Here is a 19855-nt window from a genome sequence, read left to right on the forward strand (position 1 = left end):
GGCTAAACCTCGTTTTCGTTGCTGGACCGGACCGGGATGGATGCGCCGATCAGCACCGGTTGCCGGCCGGCGGCTTTTTCTTCGGCGGTGGCGGGGCGCATCTGGCCGCGCTCGTCGGGGACGAAGTTGATGGAGTCGTCGCGCTGGTCCGGGGCGTTGACGAAGGAGCGGAAGCGGCGCAGCCGTTCGGGGTCCTTCAGGGTGTCTGCCCATTCGTCGACGTAGGTGTCCACGTGCTTGGCCATAGCTGCCTCGAGGTCCGCGGCGATGCCGAGGCTGTCGTGCACCACCACATCCGCCACGTGCTTGATGCCGCCGTCGAGCTCCTCCTGCCAGCGGGCGGTGCGCTGCAGCCGGTCGGCGGTGCGGATGTAGTACATAAAGTAGCGGTCGATGTACCTGATCAGGGTTTCGTCGTCGAGGTCCTTGGCCAGCAGTTGCGCGTGCGCCGGGGTGGCCCCGCCGTTGCCGCCGACGTAGAGGTTCCAGCCGTCGGCGGTGGCGATCACGCCGACGTCCTTGCCCCGGGCCTCGGCGCATTCGCGGGCGCAGCCGGAGACGCCCATCTTCAACTTGTGCGGGCTGCGCAGTCCCCGGTAGCGCAGCTCCAGGGCGATGGCCATCGCCACCGAGTCCTGCACGCCGAAGCGGCACCAGGTGGAGCCGACGCAGGATTTCACGGTGCGCAGGCTCTTGCCGTAGGCCTGGCCGGACTCGAACCCGGCGTCCACCAGTTCCTTCCAGATCTCCGGCAGCTGCTCCAGCCGGGCACCGAACATGTCGATCCGCTGCCCGCCGGTGATCTTGGTGTACAGTCCGTACTTTTCCGCGACCGCGGCGATCACCCCGAGCTTCTTCGGGGTGATCTCCCCGCCGGCGATGCGCGGGACCACCGAGTAGGTGCCGTCCTTCTGCATGTTGGCCAGGGCGCGGTCGTTGGTGTCCTGCAGGGTGCCGCGGCCGGCGTCCAGGACGTAGGCGCTGTTCTGGCTGGCCAGGATGTTGGCGATGGTCGGCTTGCAGATGTCGCAGCCGTCCCCGGTGCCGTAACGGGCCATGACCTGCTCGAAGGAGTCCAGTTCCAAGACCCGGATGGTTTCGAAGAGTTCCTGGCGGGAGAGTTCGATGTGTTCGCAGAGGGCCTTGGAGACCTCGACGCCGGACTTGGTGAGCTCCGTTTCGAGCAGCTTCTTGAGCATGGGCACGCAGGACCCGCAGCTGGTGCCGGCGCGGGTGCAGCCCTTGAGCTCGCCGAGTTCCTGGACCGGCGCGTTGCCGTCGCAGGCGCCGCAACCGTTGACGGCGTCGCGGATGGATCCGGCCGTGACGTTGTTGCAGGAACACAGGATGGCGTCGTCCGGCAGTTCGGTGTCAGGTACGTCCCCGCCGCCGGCTGCGGTGAGGTAGGCGCCGGGCTCGGCCGGGAGTTCGCGGCCCAGCAGGGGGCGCAGGGAGGTGTAGGGGGCCGCGTCGCCGACGAAGATGCCGCCGAGGAGGGTCTTGGCGTCGTCGGTGGTGACGATCTTCTGGTAGACGCCGCGGGCGGGGTCGGCGTAGACGATTTCGAGGGCGTGTTCGGTGCGGGCGAAGGCGTCGCCGAAGCTGGCGACGTCGACGCCGGAGAGCTTGAGCTTGGTGGCGGTGTCGAAGCCGGGGAAGGTCGCCGCGCCGCCGTGCAGCCGGTCCGCGACGATCTCGGCCATCGTGTTGGCCGGGGCCACGAGGCCCAGGCACATGCCGCCGAAGTTGGCGACCTCGCCGATCGCCCAGATGCCGGGGACCTGCGTGGCGCAGCCGTCGGAGATGACGACGCCGCCGCGTGGGCCGAGCTCGAACAGCTGGTCCCCGGCCGGGCCGGAGGATTCGTTGGCGGCGCGGAACAGCTCGTCGCGCGGCTTGACGCCGATCGCGACGATCACGAGGTCGGCGTCGATGATCCGGCCGTCGGCCATCAGCACGCCGGTGACCTGTCCGTCGTCGTCGGCGAGGACCTCGGAGGGGAAGACGCCGCCGTGGACGGTGAAGCCCTTGGCCTCGATCAGCCGGCCCAAGGCCTGCCCGGCGCCCTCGTCCAGCTGGGTGTTCATCAGCCAGGGGGAGCCGTTGATCACGATCGGGGTGGCGCCGAGCTGCTCGGTGCCGGCCGCGGATTCCAGGCCCAGCAGCCCGCCGCCGATGGTGACGGCGTTGACCTTGCGGCCCAGCTTCTCAGTGAGGGCCGCGATCGCCTGATTGATGGCCCGGACATCCTCCAAGGTGCGGTAGACGTGGGTGAGTTCGGCGCCGGGGATGGGCAGGCGGGCAGCGTCCGAGCCGGTGGCGACCACCAGTTCGTCGTAGGGGTAGACGGTGCCGGCCGCGGTCTGCACGGTTTTGGCGGCGGCGTCGAGGCCGGTGACGCGCTCGCCGGTCACCAGGTTCAGGGCTGAGTGGTCCCACATCGAGGCGGTGCCGAGGGTGAGGTCGACGTCGGCGTCGGTGAGGGCCCTGCTGAGCGCGACGCGGTCGTAGGGCAGATGCGCTTCCTCGGTGAGGACGGTGACCTGCCAGCCGTCCAGCCCGCGGGCATGCATGGCCTCGGCGAAGCGGTGCGCTGCGGGTCCGCCGCCGGCGACGACGACGCGGCGGGAGTTCTGCCCCGAGGCGTCAGTGGGACTAGCGTTTTCGGGGCTGGCGGTCTGTCCGGTCACGGGTGGCCTTTCGTTGGGCCGCAGGCGGTGCGCTGCAACGGTTCGATCCAGCTGCGGTGATCCACCCGGTTCATTAGTTCGGTTCATGAGCCCGGGGGATCAGCTGGTCCGTTCAGCCTAAGGACCGGCAGTTTCGCTTCAGTTTCCCTTTTGTTTCGTGATCTTAACTTCTGCATCACGGCTGCGTTTCCGGCGGCGTGAGGTCTCTTTTACCGGCCGGACACATTGGCCGCACGCTGTTGAAACACCCCGGTCCTAGCGTGGGGTTGTGGCCGCAGCGGTGGCCGCGAAACTTCTGAGAGGGGCCATCATGACTGCCGTACTGGAGAGCGCAGCCCGCAGCTTTGTGGAGCGCACCGCGGGCGCCGGACCCGCGTGGCACCGGGTCTGCGCCGTCGAGGACCTGGAGCCGGGCTGGGGTGAGGCCGCGCTCATCGCGGGCCGCCAGGTGGCGCTGTTCCGCACCGCCACAGGCGGCGTGTTCGCGGTGGAACAGGCCGATCCTGCCACCGGGGCGCACGTGATGGCCCGCGGCATCACGGGTTCCCGCGGAACCCGCCCCACCCTGGCCTCACCGCTGCACAAGGAGGTCTACGACCTCGGCACGGGGGAGTGCCTGGGCAACCCGGAGCTGCGCCTGGGCACCTACGCCGCCCGGGTCGCGGACGGCTTCGTCGAGGTGGAGCTCTAGAGCCCCAGCGCTTCGCGCACGTCGGCCAGGACGCCGTCCAGGGCCGCCCGGGCCTCGAGCCGCGCCTGCGGCAGTTCGGCGGCGGACCCCACGCTGCGGATCACCTCGAGGTAGCACTTGAGCTTCGGCTCGGTGCCGCTGGGGCGGATGATGACACGGGTGCCGTCCTTGGTCAGGTACAGCAGGCCGTCGGTGGGCGGGAGCTGTTCGCTGCCCTCGGCCAGGTCCGCGGCCGTCTCGACGGCGGAGCCGCCGAAGGAGTCCGGCGGGCTGACCCGCAGCCGGTTCATCATGGCGTCCAGCAGGCCCAGGTCGGCCACCCGGATGCTGAGCTGGTCACTCGCGTGCAGCCCGTGCACCAGGTAGAGCTCGTCCAGCGTGTCGAAGATGGTCTTGCCCTCGGACTTCGCGGCCGCGGCGAGTTCGGCGATCAACACGGCGGCCGAAATCCCGTCCTTGTCGCGCACCAGCGAGGGTGCGACACAGTAGCCCAGCGCCTCCTCGTAGCCGTAGAGCAGGCCCGGCACCCGGGCGATCCACTTGAACCCGGTGAGGGTTTCCTCGTGCGCATACCCGGCGGCGGCGGCAATGCGGGCCAGCAGCCGGGAGGAGACGATCGAATTCGCGAACACGCCCTCCGCCGCACCGGCGCCGGCGGCCAGCCGCGCCACGACGTGCGCCCCGAGCAGGGCGCCCACCTCGTCCCCGCGGAGCATCCGCCAGGCGCCGGAGTCCGGGTCCTTCGCGGCGACGGCGGCGCGGTCGGCGTCGGGGTCGTTGGCGATCACAATGTCCGCGTCCACCCGGGCCGCGGTTTCCAGCGCGAGGTCCAGGGCGCCGGGCTCCTCCGGGTTCGGGAAGTTCACGGTGGGGAAGTCCGGGTTCGGCTCGGCCTGCTCGGCGACCAGCGTGACGCCGGCGAAGCCCGCGGCGTTGAGCACGGCCACGGCCGTTTCCCCGCCCACGCCGTGCATGGGGGTCAGGACGATCTGCAGGTCCCGCGCGGGGAAGCGGTCCGCGGCGGCGAGGGCGGCGACGGCGGCCTCATAGTCGGCCGCGATCGACGGATCCAGCACCGTCCATCCCTCCGGTGCCAGCGCGATCGAGTCCAGGGCGCCGACGGCGTCGATCTCCGCCGCGATCAGCGCGTCGTAGGGCGCGACGATCTGGGCGCCGCGGCCGCTTTCCTCGACGGCATGCCGGCCCAGGTACACCTTGTAGCCGTTGTCCGGCGGCGGGTTGTGGCTGGCCGTGACCATCACGCCGCCGTCGCAGTCCAGGGCGCGGACCGCATAGGCGAGCAGCGGGGTGGGCAGCGCGGCGGGCATCAGGAACGTTTCGATGCCGGCGGCGGTGAAAATCGCGGCCGTCTCTGCCGCGAAGATGTCGGAGTTGTAGCGGGCGTCATAGCCGACGACGGCGCGCGGCCGGGTTCCCGGCGCAGCCTTGCCGACGGCGCCGGTGAGGAAGGCGGCGAGGCCGGAGGCGGCGCGGCGCACCACCACGCGGTTCATCCGGTTCGGGCCGGCGCCGAGGGCTGCCCGCAGTCCCGCGGTGCCGAACTGGAGGGTGCCGTTGAAGCTGTCGGCCAGCTCCTGCCGGGCTCCGGGCGCGCCCTCGTCGGCGAGGCGGACCAGCTCGGTCAGGGCGGCGGCGGTTGCGGGGTCCGGGTCCTGGGCGGCCCAGGTGCGGGCGTCGCTCAACAGTTGGGTCAAGGCGGCATCGGAAGACGTCATGGGTACCAAACTAGCGGCAAACGCAGGCCCGGCGCGCCCCGACAAGCGCGGCGCGGCTTACAGTTCCATCACACTCCAGCCCGGCGCAGGACTTCCGAAAGATCGGCTCAAGACCGCTGCCGTAAGGGCGGCGGGTCATTGACACCGATTTTTCCGGACACGTAACGTCTTGAATATGAAAATGGGGCGTGGGGTGGAGTGGGCCTTGCACTCCTGCGTCAATATGTCCTGGACGCCGCCGGGGGAGGCCGTGAACAGCGCCCGGCTCGCGGCGTTCTACAGCCTCCCCTCGGCGTACCTGAACAAGCAGCTCCAGGCTCTGGTCCGGGCCGGCATCCTGACCTCGGTCTCCGGACCCCGCGGCGGCTTCCACCTGGCGCGGCGGCCGGAGAACATCACGGTGCTGGATGTGGTGCTTGCCCTGGAAGGTCAGGAGCCGGCCTTCCGCTGCGAAGGCATCCTGGGCAACGTCCCGGAGGCGGACCGGCAGGAGAACTTCGTGCGGACCTGCCTGATCTCCCAGACCATGCGGCAGGCGGAACTGGCCTGGCGGCAGGCGCTGGCGCGGCAGACCATTGCCGGGATCGCCGACTCCATGGAGCGCCGGTTCCCCGGGGACCGGGAGAAGGCCGTCCGGCACCTGAGCGCCTCCGGCTAAGGCCGCCGGCCCCCGGCCGCCGGCCGGGGACCGAGGCCCGGCTGAGCCTCCGGCCCGGGTCCCAACTCAGAGCTTGGCGATGATCTCCGCGAGCAGCTTGGAGATGCGCGGTCCCGCGGCCTGGCCGGCCTCGAGGACCTCCTCGTGGCTCAGCGGCACCGGGCTGATGCCGGCGGCGAGGTTGGTCACCAGCGAGATGCCAAAGACCTCCATGCCGGCGTGGCGCCCGGCGATGGCTTCAAGCGCGGTGGACATGCCCACCAGGGACGCGCCGATCCGTTTGGCGTACTGCACCTCGGCCGGGGTCTCGTAGTGCGGGCCGGTGAACTGTGCGTAGATCCCCTCGTCCAGGCTGGGGTCCACTTCGAGCGCCAGGGCGCGGATCCGCGGGGAGTACAGGTCGGTGAGGTCCACGAACGTGGCGCCCTCAAGCGGGGAGGTGGCGGTGAGGTTGATGTGGTCGCTGATCAGCACGGGGGTGCCGGGCGTCCAGTCCTCGTTGAGGCCGCCGCAGCCGTTGGTCAGGACCAGGGTCTTGCAGCCGGCGGCGGCCGCGGTGCGCACACCGTGGACGACGGCGCGGACGCCTTTGCCCTCGTAGTAATGGGTGCGGGCGCCGAGGACCAGGGCGCGCTTGCCCTCGCGGGTCAGCACGGAGCGGATGGTGCCGACGTGGCCCACCACCGAGGGGGAGGAGAAGCCGGGGACCTCGTCCGCGGAGAGCGTCGCGGTGGTCTCGCCGATCAGTTCGGCGGCGTCGCCCCAGCCCGAGCCGAGCACCAGTGCGACATCGTGGCGGTCAACGCCGGTCTCTTCGGCAATGTAGTCGGCGGCGGCGCGGGCGGCGTCGAAGGGGTCCGTGTTCAGGAATTCTGTATTACTCACTGGTACAAGCTACCGTGCCGCCCCCGCGCTGCCCAGCATCCTTATTGGTGGCGCCGGTCCGGATGATGGACAATGGATGATTGTGACTACGCATCCCGATTTCAGTGCACCCCGTATCGCGATTCTCGGCGGAGGGCCCGGCGGCTACGAAGCCGCCATGGTCGCAGCCTCCCTGGGAGCGCAGGTCACCATCATTGAACGCGCCGGACTCGGCGGATCCGCGGTGCTGACCGACGTCGTACCGTCCAAAACCCTGATCGCGACCGCGGACCTGATGACCCGTGTGGGCGAGGCCGGCGAGCTGGGCGTGAAGTTCGACCTCGACGGCGGCGACTGCACCCCGACGATGCGCGCGGACCTCAAGCACATCAACGACCGCCTGCTGGGCCTGGCCCGGCAGCAGTCCGCCGACATCCAGAAGGGCCTGGAGGGCCAGGGCGTCCGCATCCTGCTTGGCTCCGGCAAGATGCTGGACAACCACACGATCGAGGTCCTCACCGCCGAGGGCACCGAGACGATCGAGGCCGACGCCATCCTGCTCGCGGTCGGCGCCCACCCGCGGGAACTGCCCACGGCCCGCCCGGACGGCGTTCGCATCCTGAACTGGGCGCAGATCTACAACATGGACGAGCTCCCCGAGGAGCTGATCGTGGTGGGTTCCGGCGTCACCGGGGCCGAATTCGCCTCCGCCTACAACGGCCTCGGCTCCAAGGTCACCCTGATTTCCTCCCGCGACCGGGTGCTGCCCGGCTCGGACACGGACGCCGCCGAGGTGCTCGAGGGTGTCTTCGAACGCCGCGGCGTGAAGGTGCTCTCCCGGGCCCGCGCCGAGACCGTGGAGCGCACGGACGACGGCGTTGTGGTCACCCTCGGCGACGGTTCCAAGGTCACCGGCAGCCACTGCCTGGTGGCCGTCGGCTCCATCCCCAACACCGCCGGAATCGGCCTCGAGGAGGCCGGCGTCGCGCTGACCGAGAGCGGCCACATCAAGGTCGACGGCGTCTCACGCACCACCGCGCCGAACATCTACGCTGCGGGCGACTGCACCGGCGTGCTGGCCCTCGCCTCGGTCGCGGCCATGCAGGGCCGCATCGCGATCGCGCACTTCCTCGGCGACAGCGTCACCCCGCTCAAGCTGCACCAGGTGGCCTCGAACATCTTCACCTCGCCCGAGATCGCCAACGTCGGCGTCTCCGAGGCCGAGATCGACTCCGGCAAGTACCAGGGCGACGTCGTCAAGCTCTCGCTCAAGAGCAACGCCCGCGCCAAGATGCGCAACCACAAAGACGGCTTCATCAAGATCTTCGCCCGCAAGGGCTCCGGCACCGTGATCGGCGGCGTTGTGGTGGGCCCCAACGCCTCCGAACTGATCTTCGCGATCTCACTCGCGGTGACCCAGAAACTGCACGTCGACGACGTCGCCAGCACCTTCACGGTGTACCCGTCGCTGAGCGGCTCCATCTCCGAAGCGGCCCGGCGGCTTCACGTCCACATGTAAGTGGATCCGCCGCCGGCGGCGGCACGCGCGACGGCGTGGCCCGGCCTGCCGGCGGGGTTACCGCACGCCCAGTTGAGCCGTTTGTTCGGCTGTTTCGAACTCGATGACCGTGACGGAGCCTGCCCGCACCGGCCGGCCCAGGGCGCGGTAATCCCATCCGGCGGCCTGGTAACCGTTGGCATCGAGGGCATGCCGTCCGTCCACGATGAACCTCGTTTTCACGAGTTCACCGAGCCGGAGCGGGTCCGCTTTCCGGAACTCGTCCCACTCCGTGAGCAGGACCACCACCTGGGCTCCCGTGACGGCCTCATCGAGTGACTCGGCGTAGCTGAGGTCCGGGTAGCGGCGGCGTGCGTTCGCCATGGCCGCCGGATCGTAGACGGTCACAACGGCTCCCGCTTCGTGGAGCATGCGCGCCACGTCGAGAGCCGGCGCGTCCCGGACGTCGTCGGAATTCGGTTTGAAGGCGGCGCCGAGAGCGGCGATCCGCGCTCCCGAGAGTTGCCCGCCGACGAGTTCGCAGACGAGATCGACCGTGCGCTGGCGCCTGCGCTGGTTGATGGCGTCAACGTGGCGCAGAAACGAGACGGCCTGTCCCACACCCAGCGATTCGGCCCGATGCGCAAAGGCCCTGATGTCCTTCGGCAGGCACCCGCCGCCGAAGCCCAGGCCGGGTTTGAGGAATCTCCCCCCGATCCGGCTGTCGTAGGAGAGGGCAAGGGCCAGCTGGCTGACGTCCGCGCCGGTGGCCTCGCAGACTTCCGCCATCGCGTTGATGTAGGAGATCTTGGTGGCCAGGAAGGAGTTCGCGGCGACCTTGACCAGCTCAGCCGTGGCCAGGTCGGTGGACACGACCGGGGTTCCTGCCTCGATGATGGCGGCGTAGCAGGCGGCCAGCTGGGCCCGCGCCCAGTCCGACTCCGCGCCGAAGACCAGCCGGTCAGGTTCGAGGGTGTCCGCGATGGCGTAGCCCTCGCGCAGGAACTCGGGGTTCCAGGCCAGTTCCACCAGGTCCCCGGCCGGGGCCGTGGCGCGGACAAGCGCCGTCAGTCGCGCCGCGGTTCCGATCGGCACCGTGGACTTCCCGACGATGAGGCACTTCCGGGTCAACTCCCCGGCCAGGGACGTGACGGCAGCGTCGACGTAGCTCAGGTCCGCGGCGTCGGAGTCCTTCGACTGCGGGGTTCCGACGCAGATGAAGTGGACGTCTCCGTGGGCGGCGGCGAAGGTGACATCAGTAGTGAACTGGAGCCGGCCGGAGGCCAGGGCTTCCTGCATTTTCTGTTCGAGGTTCGGCTCGTAGATGGGCAGGATGCCGGCGGCGAGCTGGTCGATCTTGGCTTGGTCGACGTCGAGGCCAACAACGTCGTAGCCGAGCAGCGCCATGCACACGGCGTGGGTGGCACCGAGGTAACCGGTGCCGACGACGGTGACGCACGGGTGCTCGACGATGGCCGGGAGGCTCGTCGGGGCGGGGTTTTGGGACATGGTTGAGACCTTCCTTCAGAAACTGGACAGTGTGCGCGACTGGATGGTGTGCGGCGGGCCGCGATTCAGGTGTTGCTGCAGGGAATGTTGCTCAGGCCGCTGCCGGCACCGCCGACAGTGTTGGAGCAGGCCACGACGTTGTTCATCGCTGGCCGGAGGGCGAATGCGTAGCCGGTGCCGTCCACCGAACCGGTGTTGCGGACGAAGAGGTTGTTGTCGCCCCACTGGTCGAGGATGTTGTGGGACTGGTAGCCGTCCTGCGGGGAATTGTGGCCCTCATTGGCTTCGATGGTCCAGGCGTTGCCCTTGATGTTGATCCATGCCGTCGCGGCGGTCATGCCGGTTCCGTCGAAGCGGTTGTTCGTGATGATGCCGCCGACGGTCCCTTCTTTGATGTCGATGTTCTCGGAGGTGGTGTTGGAGATGGTGTTGCCGGCAATGATGTTGTAATTGCTTGCATCGGCAAGGCAGCCGCTGTAGGTGCACCAGTTGCTGACGGCGGTCCCCACATAGATGCCTTCGCCGAACTTTTCGCTCTTGCTGCCGGTGTGGCTGACCGTGTTCCCGATGACGAGGTTGCTGCTGGAGCCGTTGCGCAGGTGGATGCCTTCGTCGCCGACGTTGGACACGGTGAGGTGTTCGATGACCGAGCCGCTGCTGGAATCAGTGACTATGCCTTTCTGCCCGTTTTGGACGGTAAATCCCGAGAGGACCCAGTAGCTGGCGGCGTCCAGGTGGAAGATGTAGCCGCTGCCCGTGTCGCCGGCGTCCAGGATTGCGTTCCGGGACCCGCACAGGAAGATCCTGTTTCCGGCTGTGCCGGAGGCTTTTGCGCTGAACTTCCCGGCGTAGGTGCCATCGGCGAGTCCGATGACGTCGCCCGGCTGGGCCGAGTTCAGGGCCGCGTTCAGCTGGTCGGCCGTTGCCACGGCGACGGTCGTTGCCGGGCAGTCAACCTTCTGGTCTGAAGGGAGCGGGCCCTGCCCGGGGCGGGCATCAATCGCGGCCTGGCTCATCGGAGTTTTCTCCGGCTTGCGCTTTTTGGCCGATGCCGTCTTCTCGGGTGAGGGCGGGACTTCAGCAGTCGCCGTGTCCCCGGGGGTTCGCGTTGCCGTCGTCGGCGCCCCCATCGGTGCCCCCATCGGTGGCTGCTGGGAGAGGGCAACGCCGGCCAGTGCGGCGACGGCGACGAGCAGCAGCACACCCAGACCCGCGACGAGGATCCAGGGCAGAGCCAACTGGCGGACGGCTTGGATGAGGCGGCGAATCATGCCGTCCCTGCTTCCACGGAGACCAGCGCGGGTTGGGGATCGTGCCCCGCTCCGCTGGCCGGATCCGCGCGCCGGCGGCCCCTTTTGGACTCCTGGGCCCCGTGAGTCAAGGGGCCGATTGAATCCGGACGGACAAGCATGGGATCCAGGTCGGTGAACGTGCTCAACGGGGCCTGGTCCGCGTACGGGTGGCGGATGCTGTGGCGGCGCCGGTGCCCGCGGGCCGCTGTCACGAGCAGGAGCAGGGCCAGCAGGGTCCACATGATTGTCAAGGGCTGGAAGAAGGAGACGAGCTGATCCCACAGCGACTTCGTTAGCACCCAGTTTCCGGTGGCGTTGTCCGCAGACGAAACGTTTCCTGCCCGTTTCAGGTCGATTGCGCTGGGCCCGCTGCCGGCGATTGTGTTGGCTTTGACGTCGCTTCCGGCGGTGCCGATGACGGAGATTCCGTGGTTCGTGACCCCGGAGAGGGTGTTGCCTTCGACCAGGGCCTGGGCGTTGCGCAGGTAGATCCCGACGGTGCCTCCGGTGACCGTGTTGTTGCTGACCGCGCTGCGGGTCACCCCGTCCCGGAGGGCGATGGCCTGGCTGATCTGGTTGCTCAGGTGATTGCCGGCGACGATGACCCGGGATGCGGTGTCGGTAACGACGATGCCCATCGGGCTTCCGACGACGGTGTTGTTGCGGACGGTGGTGTTGTTGCCGCCACGGATTTCCATGCCGTAGTGCGCGCTGTCGGTGACTGTGTTGTTGATCAGGACCAGGTTGCTGCCGGAGGAGGTAAGAGCCGTGCCGGTCGCGCTCGGCCCGGTCGCCAAGGGCCGGCCGTCCACGTAGATCCCGTTGCGGCCGTTGCTGATTGCCTTGTCGTTGTCGAGCCGAACCGAACGAGTGGCCCGGGAGAGGTTGAAGCCGTTCAGGGCGCTGTTACTCACCGAGGTGTCGACCACGGTCGCGTCCGAGACGTAGCGGTGCAGCACGATGCCGTCCATGCGGCTGTCCTTGACGGTGACGTTGTGGATGCTTGCCCCGACCGCATTGGCCAGGAACAGCCCGTATACGTTGTCCGTCACCGTGGTATCCACCACGGAGGCGGTCACGTAGCTGTAGTCCGAGTTCGGCAGGCCCGCATCCTTGGCCGCCGTCGCCGTTCCCGTCACGTCCAGGACCGAGCCGGGTTCCGGGGCAGGCGCCGAAGCCGGAGCAGGTACGGCGGCTGCGTCTCCCTTGGGATGCCGCTTCCGGTGGTAGGCCTTGTACTGGGTGTCTTTGGCGCCATTGGTATCCAAGGCTCCGGTGACCGGACGATCGGAGCCGGTCATGGAAAGGCCTCCGGTCCGGCCGCTCCAGAAGCCGAGGTTCTGGAAGGCGGCGTGGGCGATGGCAACGTTGCCGCCGATGGAGCGGATGTAGGCCCGGCCTGTGCCGGTGAGCGTGCGGGGTGCCCCGGCGTCGGTGTCCCAGCTGCTGATCCTGACGGGTGCATCAGAAGTGCCGGAGATGTTGAGCTTGCCGCCGTAGTTGACGATCGAGACGAACTTCTGGGAATTGCTGAGCATGTTGATGGTCAACACGCCCGTCCGGTTCAGCGTCAGGGTGCCGCCGGCTTCGACGACGATGTTCTCGCTAAGGAGGTAGCTGTTGTCGGGCTGCCTGACGAAGGTCTTCGGCGCCAGGGCCAGCAGGTCATCGATCGTGTATTCCTTATCGCGGGCAGGAAGGACCAGCGTGTAGCCCGTCGAGGAAGCGACCCGGTAGGGAATGCTTGTGCTGACCCCGGTCCACCGGGCGATCGAGGCGATGGTGCGAACTTGGACGAGGCGTCTGTCTTCGCCCGCGACCAGGGCCGCCTCCGTTTCCGGGTTGCCTTTGTAGTTGCTGCCGTCGGTGACGGCGGGCACCTCGTCCCCTGTGGTGTCAGTCGTGGACGCCATGGGCAGGGTTTCCGGCGCCTGGGTGCCCAGGGGGGAGGCGGTTGCGACCGGCAGGCCGGTCAGCAGGGACGCGACCGCAAGAACGGCCGAAGCGGCCAGCGTGATGCGTGTGGACTCGTTCATGAGATGGGCTCAGCCGATGTTAAAGTGGCGGCCGTCTGGCCGGCGCCGCCGGTCTGGTTTTCGTTGCGCGTCAGCCATCCCTGCTTGTTCATCGTGAACAGGGCGTAGGTCTTCACCGGCAGGGCAACGATAATGACCATGACAGCCACCAGGGGCAGCAGGAAGATCTCCCACGGGTGCCGCTTCAGGTGCGAGATGCCGCGGATGCCGCGGCCAAGGAGCATCCACCCGATGGCCAGGCCAACGCCGGTACCGGTGAGTTCGAGGCGGCTAAGGAGCAGATAGCCCATGGTGACGCCCATAGTGACCGGCGTCAGCAGAATCTGCAACACGGTCACTTTGGTGACGAAAGGCACCTGCCAAAGCCAGCCCTTGTAGATGGCGGTCAGGTAGCAGCGGTAGGAGTTTCGGCTCCAGCGGACGCGCTGCTTGATGAAGGCGCTTAGGGTGTTCGGGAACATCGACAGGGCCTGGGCGGTGGACTGGTGCACGGTCTTGAAACCGGCACCCAGCACCAGCCAGGTGAGCCGTCCATCGTCGCCGGCGATGCAGCGGCGTCCCAGGAAGAACTCGTCCTCCAGATTCGGCAGGAGCGGCACCACCACCGAACGGCGGTACGCGGCGGTCCGGCCTGAGAGGCAGGCCACGGCACCGGCGCCGCCCATCGCCGGGACATAGTTGTAGTAACGAAGGTTGATCATCCAGTCCGCGATCCGACGCCAGATGTTTGATTCACGCTGGTAGACGTTCTGCTGGGTGCCGACACCGCCGACCAGCGGATCGGCGAACGGCATCTGGACCGCGGCGAGGAGTCCGGGCTTCCAGAACGTGTCCGAATCGACGAGCACGAGCACTTCGCCGGCGGCTTCCCGGATGCCCCGACTCAGCGCGGAGCGCTTGCCGGCGTGCCGGAAGAGGATCGGCCGCACCGACGGGATTCGCAAGGCGCTGACGCGCTCGTAGGCCTCGGTGTCCCGGACGTCCAGGACAATGATGATCTCGGTGGGGTTCTGGCCCAGCCACGTGTCGAGGCAGCGCATCAGGATGTCGGGGTCTTCGTGGAAGGACGGGACGACAACGGTCGTGGTGGTGCTGAAGTTGTTGACGACTGGCCGGGAGCGCTTGGAGAGAATCACCCGATACAGCCAGAGGCCCCAGACAACGAGGCCAGCCAATGCGATGGGCATGTATTCATGCCACTGCGAGAGGTTGAGGCCCATCACGGCAACTTCAAGTGGGAAGAGTTGGCCGTCATGGAAAAGAAATCGGAATCGGGCACAAAGGTGCCTCGGAAAGTATGCATATGCTTTGAATCCCCCTCGGATGGCGGCGGCTCTGACTAGCTTCGCTGCGACCTTCAAAACATATTTGGAACACCCAAGACTGCGCCCGAGTAGGAGCTACTGCAATTGTAGGCACCTTCACAAGTGGCCCCGCTGGGCGTGTTGGCAAAACCACCGACCGGCGGCGGGACGACTACTTGTTTCCTGAGGCAACTACTTGGGCGCTCTCAGTTCACTCTCAGCGACGCCGAGCTCCGCCCCGCAGCCCAGATGGTGGACCGCGCGGCGGGCCGGCTCCCGCAAGCAGCAGTCTGTCCCGTGTTTACACCCTGACACTATTTGCATATAATGTCAGAATGAGTGATCGAGCCGACGACATCGTGGACGCCGCCTACGTGTGCTTCACCCGGCACGGGGCGCGCCGGACCACGATGAACGACCTGGCGGTGCAGGCGGGTATTTCGCGCCCCGCGCTGTACCAGTACTTCCGCAGCAAGGAGGATGTGTTCCGGGCGCTGGTGGAACGACTGCTGGCGGATGCCTTTGCCGCCTCCGAGAGCGCGGCGGCCGCCGGCGCCGATCCGGCGGACCAGCTGGCGGGGATCCTGCTGGCGAAACTGGCCCTCGTGATGCAGATCTGGCGCGACAGCCCCGCCCACGCGGCGGAGCTCCTCGGCGTCGACACCCGCCTGTCCCCTGAGGTTCTGGAACGCTACGACGGTGCCATGCTCGGCCTGCTCACGCGGACGGTGCACGAGTCCTACCCGGAAGCCGACGCCCGGGACGCGGCCGAGATGCTCTTGGCCTTCACCCGCGGCCTGGAAGCGGGAGTCTCGGATCCCGATGCCCTGCCGGACCGGCTGCGCCGGGGTGTGGGCATCTTCGTCGCAGGTTTCACCAGCCTTGCCCCTGCCACAACCCCCACAGCAACCCCTCACGCCACCTCTGCAAAGGAACAACCATGACCACAGCAGTACTCATCACCGGAGCCTCGTCCGGCATCGGCCGCGCGACGGCCGAACGCCTGCTCGCCCGTCCCGGGTTCACCGTCTACGCCACCGCGCGGCGCACCGAGGCCCTCGCGGACCTGGCGGCAGCCGGAGCGACCGTCCTGGCCCTCGACGTCACCGACGAGGAGTCGATGGCCGCGGCCGTCCGCACCGTCGAGGACCGGCACGGCAGCGTCGGGGTCCTCGTCAACAACGCCGGCTACGGCGAATACGGCACCATCGAGGAGACGGGCCTGGACGCGGTCCGGCGGCAGTTCGAGACGAACGTCTTCGGTTTTTCCCGGATGATCCAGCTGGTCCTTCCGGGGATGCGCGCCGCCGGATCCGGACGGATCGTGAACATCGGCTCCATGGGCGGCCGGGTCACGTTCCCGGTCGGCGGCTACTACCACGCCACCAAATACGCCGTGGAGGCCATCACCGACGCCCTCCGCTTCGAAGCCGCGCCTTTCGGGCTCCACACCTCCCTGATCGCGCCGGGCCTGATCCGCACCGGCTTCGGGGCGACTGCCTCCCGCACCATGGCCTCCTCCGGCCAGGCCGCGGGACCGTACGCGGGTCTGCGGGCCGCGGCGGATGAGCAGATGGCCACCTCCTACGCCTCGCCGGTCCTCGCCGCCGAGCCAGACGCCGTCGCCGTCGCCGTTGAACACGCCGCAACCGCCCGGCGGCCCCGCGCCCGGTACACGGTTACCCCGGCCGCGAAAGCCATCGTCCAGTCCCGCCGCTTCCTGGGCTCCGGACTTTTCGACGCCTACCTCCGCCTACAGTTCCGGAGCACCAAGTGAAGCAAACCGTCAGTCGCTGGCGGCGCCTCCCGGCATGAACCGGGGCCCGGCAGGTCCTAGAACGGGTACGGCGCGATGTCCGGGCGCATCGTGAGCCACTGGATCTCGGTGAAGGACTCCATATTGGCGTGGTGCCCGCCGATCCGTGAGCCGTTGCCGGAGTTCTTCACCCCGCCGAAGGGCGAGTTCGCCTCGTCCGAGACCGTCTGTTCGTTGATGTGGACCTTGCCGGAGTCCAGCCGGTCCGCAATGGTCATGGCCATGCCGACGTCGCCCAGGATGCCGATGGAGAGGCCGTATTCGTTGTCGTTGGCCAGCGCCACGGCCTCGTCGAGGGTGGAGAACTTCATCACCGGGGCCACCGGGCCGAAGATCTCGTCCTTCCACGCCGGGCTGTCCTCGGCCAGGTCCACCAGCACCGTGGGCTGGTAGAAGCGGCCGTCGTGCGTGCCGCCTGCGGCAAGCCGCGCCCCGGCCTGCACCGCGTCCTGCACGATGCCGTCCACCCGCTGCAGCTGGCGTTCGTCGATCACCGGCCCCAGCGCCACGGTGCCGCTCTTGGGGTCTCCCACCGGCAGGTGCCCGGCCTTTTCGGCGAGCGCGGCGACGTAGTCCTCGTAGATGTCCTCGTGCACAATGTGCCGGCCGGCGGCCATGCAGATCTGGCCCTGGTGCATAAACGAGCCGAACGCCGCCGCGGAGGCGGCCTTGGCCAGGTCCGCGCCGGGCAGCACAATCAGGGCGTTGTTGCCGCCGAGCTCGAGGTGGGCGCGCTTGAGCAGCCGGCCCGCGGTTTCGCCGATCTTGCGGCCGGCCGCCGTCGAGCCGGTAAAGGCGATGACGCGGACTTCGGGGGCTTCGACGACGGCGGCGCCGATGTCTGCGCCGCCGGGCAGCAGTGAGAGCAGCCCCGGCGGAAGCCCGGCCTCCTCGAAGATCCGCATGACGCTTACGCCGCCGCAGACCGCGGTGCGCGGGTCCGGCTTGAGCAGCACGGCGTTGCCGAGGGCCAGGGCCGGGGCCACCGCGCGGATCGAGAGGATCAGCGGAAAGTTGAACGGCGCGATCACGGAGACCACGCCTACGGGCCGGCGGCGGGCGAAGGACCAGCGGTTCTCGTTCGAGGTGAGGACGTCCCCGGCCGGCAGCGAGGGCAGGGCGGAGGCGTCGTAGCATTCGTTGGCGGCGATGTGGGTCTCCAGCCCGGCCTTGGGCGGGATGCCGCCGGATTCACGGATGATCCAGTCCTGGATTTCCGCGCCGTGCTCCTCCCAGAGCCGGCCGGCGCGGCGCAGCACGGCGGCCCGTTCCTCGGGATTGCGGGCGGCCCACTCCTTCTGCGCTTTCGCCGCCACCGTGGCTGCCTCCTGGACGTCCGCCACGGAGGCGACGCCGTAACTGCCCAGGGTCTCGCCGGTAGCCGGTTCGACGGCGTCAGCGGCCCCGCCGCCGCCGGTGCGCCAGCCGTTGAGGTAGATCTTGCCCTCCCAGAGGGCGGAGTCGAGCAGGGACATGTCCTGTCCTTTCATCGTGGGGACCGTGGCGTGCGGAGGCGTCGGGGCCGGACCCGAAGGCGAAGGTGCGGCCCCGTCCATCACATGCTGTGCCGCCGTCGCCGTCAAGACCCGCCCACTTTCAACCCCGCCCGGTGACATTCGGCCCTAGCCCCGGGCCGCGGGTGGCGGGCACGGTGGACCATGGCCAACATTTACATTCCCTTCGGGACCGTCGAGGGCCAGACCGCCCGCATCGCCGAGTACATCGCCTACGTCATTCGCGAGCACGGTCACGAGGCCCGCGCGGTGGACCTGCAGAGCTCCGGCGACGCCCTCCCGGACGACTGCGACGCCGTCATTGTCGGCGCCTCGGTCCACATGGGCAAGCACGAGGCGTTTGTCACGGATTTCGTCCGCGCCAATAAGGCGGCGCTGGAGCGGCTTCCCTCGGCGCTGTTCTCGGTCAGCCTCGCCGCGCACGGCGACGAGGAGAGCGCGGAAGGCTATGTGGAGAAGTTCGAGGAGGAGACCGGCTGGCGTCCGGCGCACGTCGGCCTGTTCGCCGGCGCGCTGCCGTACACCCAGTACGGCTTCCTCAAACGGCACATGATGAAGCGGATCACCAGCAGCAAGGGCTCCCCGGACACGGACCTGTCCCGCGACTACGTCTACACCGAGTGGGACGGCGTCCGGCGTTTCGCCGAGGACTTTGTGGCCGGTCTGCCCGCCGCGGATCCTTAGGCCGCCGCGGCCCGGACGTTGTTCGGCGTCGAACGCACGCGCGCCATCCGGGCCGCCACCAGGTAGATGGCCCCGGTGATCAGCGGGACCACGCTTGCCGCCGCCAGCGAGGCCGCCGGGCCGGACCTGCCGATGATCGTGATCAGGAGCGGCAGCGCGCCCAGGGTCAGCAGCAGCCAGCCGGCCAGCCCGGTGCGCTTCAGCCCGAGGACCGCCGCCGGGAACGCCAGAGCGACGACGCCGACGGCGATCACGGGCCCGTTGGCGTCCTGGAAACTGCGCGCCGTCGCAGGATCCAGGGCGAACCACACACTGACCGCGAACAGTGCGGCGGTCAGTGCCAGCAGCAGGGGAGCCGTGCCGGACGGCCAGAACCAGGCGAGAACCGCGAGGATCAGCATCGGCGCCGCCCAGGCAAGGATCATCAGCAGCCCCGCGGTGCCGCCCGGCTCGTCCATGGCCTCACCGCCGATAAACGCCCCGCCAAAGACGGTGAAGACCGCCATGAGGACCGCGCCGGTCCGGGTCAGCGCTGCAGCGCGCCGCCGCGGATTCTTCTGTCGGCTACTGACTACGGACACTGTTGCCTCCTGGAGAAGGTGAGAACCTGTGCCCATTGAAGCCCGGCGGGGGAGGCGCGGCCAAGGGGAGAAAGGCCCGCCGGGGGACCCGTTGGCCGTCGGATGAGGCCTTAGCCCATCCCGGACGGTCCGGCCCAGGCCGCGAACGTCCCGGCCCCTCCGCCTCCGCTGTCGTCGTCCTTGCCGCAACGCCGGCAGCGCTTGTACAGCGCGCCATCCTCGGCGTGTTCGGTATGCCAATCGTGCTGGATATTCAGCTTGCACAGCAGCGTCTTGAACATGGTCCTCTCCGATCCACTCCACGTCCGAGATCAGTAATCCAATCATCGCGCTCGTGTTGCGGCCGCAGAAGACCTGAAGCTCGATTCCGGCCGGAGGGCCCGCCAGGTGTCCGGCCGGCCCCTACGCCACGGCCGCCTGGAAGTGCTTCTCGATGAGCCCCTGATGTCTTCGTGGCAGCCGCCGCCGCCGGTGCCGGCGCGGGTGGCCCGGACACCTCGGCCAGCGTCCCGCACCCTGACGAAGCCGCGGCGGCAATGGCGGTTCCGCTCACCCCGGCGCAGCGGCACACGGTCCGCTCGGGATCAGCCGCAGCAGGCGCGGCCTGGTCCGGGCCGTCCAGGCGCAGCAGTAGCGACCGGTCCGCCGGCAGCTCGGCGCCACGGATCCGTCTGCCGGCCCGTGACAACTCCCAGCACGACAGCGACCACAGCGACGGCGGCGACCGCCAGGATGATGGGGACGGAAACAGTTGTCTCCTGGAGAATGTGAGGACCTGTGACCATTGAAGCCGTCCCGACACCGGTGCCAAGGGAACAAAGCCCCGCGTAGGGACGGGGTCCCGGGGAAGACGGACTTCGGCGTGTGGATTCCGAATCCGAGGGGCTGCTGGTGTTATGTTGACGGAATCGCATCGCTTCACATCTTCAATGGGGGAAACACATGTTCAATCGACGCCCTACGGCCGCGCGCCCGAATCGCA

General features: G+C 68.5%; 16 protein-coding genes and 1 pseudogene. 6 read left to right on the forward strand and 11 right to left on the reverse strand.

All coding sequences use genetic code 11. The annotated features are described in order from the left end of the window. Positions 1 to 2 precede the first annotated feature (2 nt). Positions 3 to 2573, reverse strand: coding sequence for a nitrite reductase large subunit NirB (gene nirB / locus ABLI39_RS06260; protein WP_502935198.1), 2571 nt, complete (start codon positions 2571 to 2573; stop codon positions 3 to 5). A gap of 427 nt (positions 2574 to 3000) precedes the next feature. On the opposite strand from nirB, the gene nirD reads away from it, so the two are divergent. Then, positions 3001 to 3381, forward strand: coding sequence for a nitrite reductase small subunit NirD (gene nirD / locus ABLI39_RS06265; RefSeq protein WP_349412570.1), 381 nt, complete (start codon positions 3001 to 3003; stop codon positions 3379 to 3381). Here nirD and ABLI39_RS06270 read toward each other — a convergent pair. Further along, entirely contained in the window at positions 3378 to 5117 is a 1740-nt protein-coding gene (locus ABLI39_RS06270; RefSeq protein WP_349412571.1) for a phospho-sugar mutase, read from the reverse strand. The genes nirD and ABLI39_RS06270 overlap by 4 nt on opposite strands. 175 nt (positions 5118 to 5292) lie before the next feature. Between ABLI39_RS06270 and ABLI39_RS06275 the strand changes: the two genes are divergently transcribed. After that, positions 5293 to 5775: an RrF2 family transcriptional regulator gene (locus ABLI39_RS06275; protein ID WP_349412572.1), complete on the forward strand. Its 483-nt coding sequence runs from the start codon at positions 5293 to 5295 to the stop codon at positions 5773 to 5775. A gap of 66 nt (positions 5776 to 5841) precedes the next feature. Here ABLI39_RS06275 and ABLI39_RS06280 read toward each other — a convergent pair whose 3' ends face one another. Next, the gene (locus ABLI39_RS06280) at positions 5842 to 6660 is read right to left on the reverse strand and encodes a purine-nucleoside phosphorylase (RefSeq protein ID WP_349412573.1); all 819 of its coding nucleotides are present in this window, start codon (positions 6658 to 6660) and stop codon (positions 5842 to 5844) included. A gap of 82 nt (positions 6661 to 6742) precedes the next feature. Here ABLI39_RS06280 and ABLI39_RS06285 point away from each other — a divergent pair, with 82 nt between their 5' ends. Further along, positions 6743 to 8158, forward strand: coding sequence for an NAD(P)H-quinone dehydrogenase (locus ABLI39_RS06285; RefSeq protein WP_349412574.1), 1416 nt, complete (start codon positions 6743 to 6745; stop codon positions 8156 to 8158). Positions 8159 to 8215: 57 nt separating this feature from the next. On the opposite strand, the gene ABLI39_RS06290 is transcribed toward ABLI39_RS06285, so the two are convergent. The 4 genes from ABLI39_RS06290 to ABLI39_RS06305 all read right to left on the reverse strand — a co-directional run bounded on the left by ABLI39_RS06290 (position 8216) and on the right by ABLI39_RS06305 (position 14161). Further along, a complete protein-coding gene (locus tag ABLI39_RS06290) occupies positions 8216 to 9646 on the reverse strand; it encodes a UDP-glucose dehydrogenase family protein (protein WP_349412576.1) in 1431 nt (476 codons plus the stop codon). A gap of 65 nt (positions 9647 to 9711) precedes the next feature. After that, a complete protein-coding gene (locus tag ABLI39_RS06295) occupies positions 9712 to 10917 on the reverse strand; it encodes a right-handed parallel beta-helix repeat-containing protein (RefSeq protein WP_349412577.1) in 1206 nt (401 codons plus the stop codon). Next, entirely contained in the window at positions 10914 to 12974 is a 2061-nt protein-coding gene (locus ABLI39_RS06300) for a right-handed parallel beta-helix repeat-containing protein (RefSeq protein WP_349412578.1), read from the reverse strand. The genes ABLI39_RS06295 and ABLI39_RS06300 overlap by 4 nt, the downstream gene beginning before the upstream one ends. After that, complete coding sequence (locus ABLI39_RS06305) at positions 12971 to 14161, reverse strand: glycosyltransferase (protein WP_349412579.1); 1191 nt, start codon at positions 14159 to 14161, stop codon at positions 12971 to 12973. Before ABLI39_RS06305 ends, ABLI39_RS06300 begins: the two co-directional genes overlap by 4 nt. 452 nt (positions 14162 to 14613) lie before the next feature. On the opposite strand from ABLI39_RS06305, the gene ABLI39_RS06310 reads away from it, so the two are divergent. Together ABLI39_RS06310 and ABLI39_RS06315 are read left to right on the forward strand one after the other, a co-directional pair. Next, positions 14614 to 15222, forward strand: a complete 609-nt coding sequence (locus tag ABLI39_RS06310; protein ID WP_349412580.1) for a TetR/AcrR family transcriptional regulator — start codon at positions 14614 to 14616, stop codon at positions 15220 to 15222. Beyond that, positions 15219 to 16055: an oxidoreductase gene (locus ABLI39_RS06315; RefSeq protein ID WP_349412581.1), complete on the forward strand. Its 837-nt coding sequence runs from the start codon at positions 15219 to 15221 to the stop codon at positions 16053 to 16055. The genes ABLI39_RS06310 and ABLI39_RS06315 overlap by 4 nt, the downstream gene beginning before the upstream one ends. A 56-nt stretch (positions 16056 to 16111) precedes the next feature. Here the strand turns inward: ABLI39_RS06315 and ABLI39_RS06320 are convergent, their stop codons facing one another. Then, complete coding sequence (locus ABLI39_RS06320) at positions 16112 to 17569, reverse strand: benzaldehyde dehydrogenase (protein WP_349412582.1); 1458 nt, start codon at positions 17567 to 17569, stop codon at positions 16112 to 16114. 183 nt (positions 17570 to 17752) lie between these two features. Between ABLI39_RS06320 and ABLI39_RS06325 the strand changes: the two genes are divergently transcribed. Beyond that, positions 17753 to 18292: a flavodoxin domain-containing protein gene (locus ABLI39_RS06325; protein WP_349412583.1), complete on the forward strand. Its 540-nt coding sequence runs from the start codon at positions 17753 to 17755 to the stop codon at positions 18290 to 18292. Here the strand turns inward: ABLI39_RS06325 and ABLI39_RS06330 are convergent. The 3 genes and pseudogenes from ABLI39_RS06330 to ABLI39_RS06340 form a co-directional block, all read right to left on the reverse strand. Continuing rightward, the gene (locus ABLI39_RS06330; RefSeq protein ID WP_349412584.1) at positions 18289 to 18873 is read right to left on the reverse strand and encodes a hypothetical protein; all 585 of its coding nucleotides are present in this window, start codon (positions 18871 to 18873) and stop codon (positions 18289 to 18291) included. The two genes, ABLI39_RS06325 and ABLI39_RS06330, sit on opposite strands and share 4 nt — an antisense overlap. 110 nt (positions 18874 to 18983) lie before the next feature. Continuing rightward, entirely contained in the window at positions 18984 to 19154 is a 171-nt protein-coding gene (locus ABLI39_RS06335) for a hypothetical protein (RefSeq protein WP_349412585.1), read from the reverse strand. A gap of 121 nt (positions 19155 to 19275) precedes the next feature. Continuing rightward, positions 19276 to 19537 (reverse strand): annotated as a pseudogene (locus ABLI39_RS06340) ((2Fe-2S)-binding protein); the annotation flags it as partial. Between the last annotated feature and the right edge of the window lie 318 nt (positions 19538 to 19855).

The organism is Pseudarthrobacter sp. B907, from assembly GCF_040137805.1.
GTDB lineage: Bacteria > Actinomycetota > Actinomycetes > Actinomycetales > Micrococcaceae > Arthrobacter.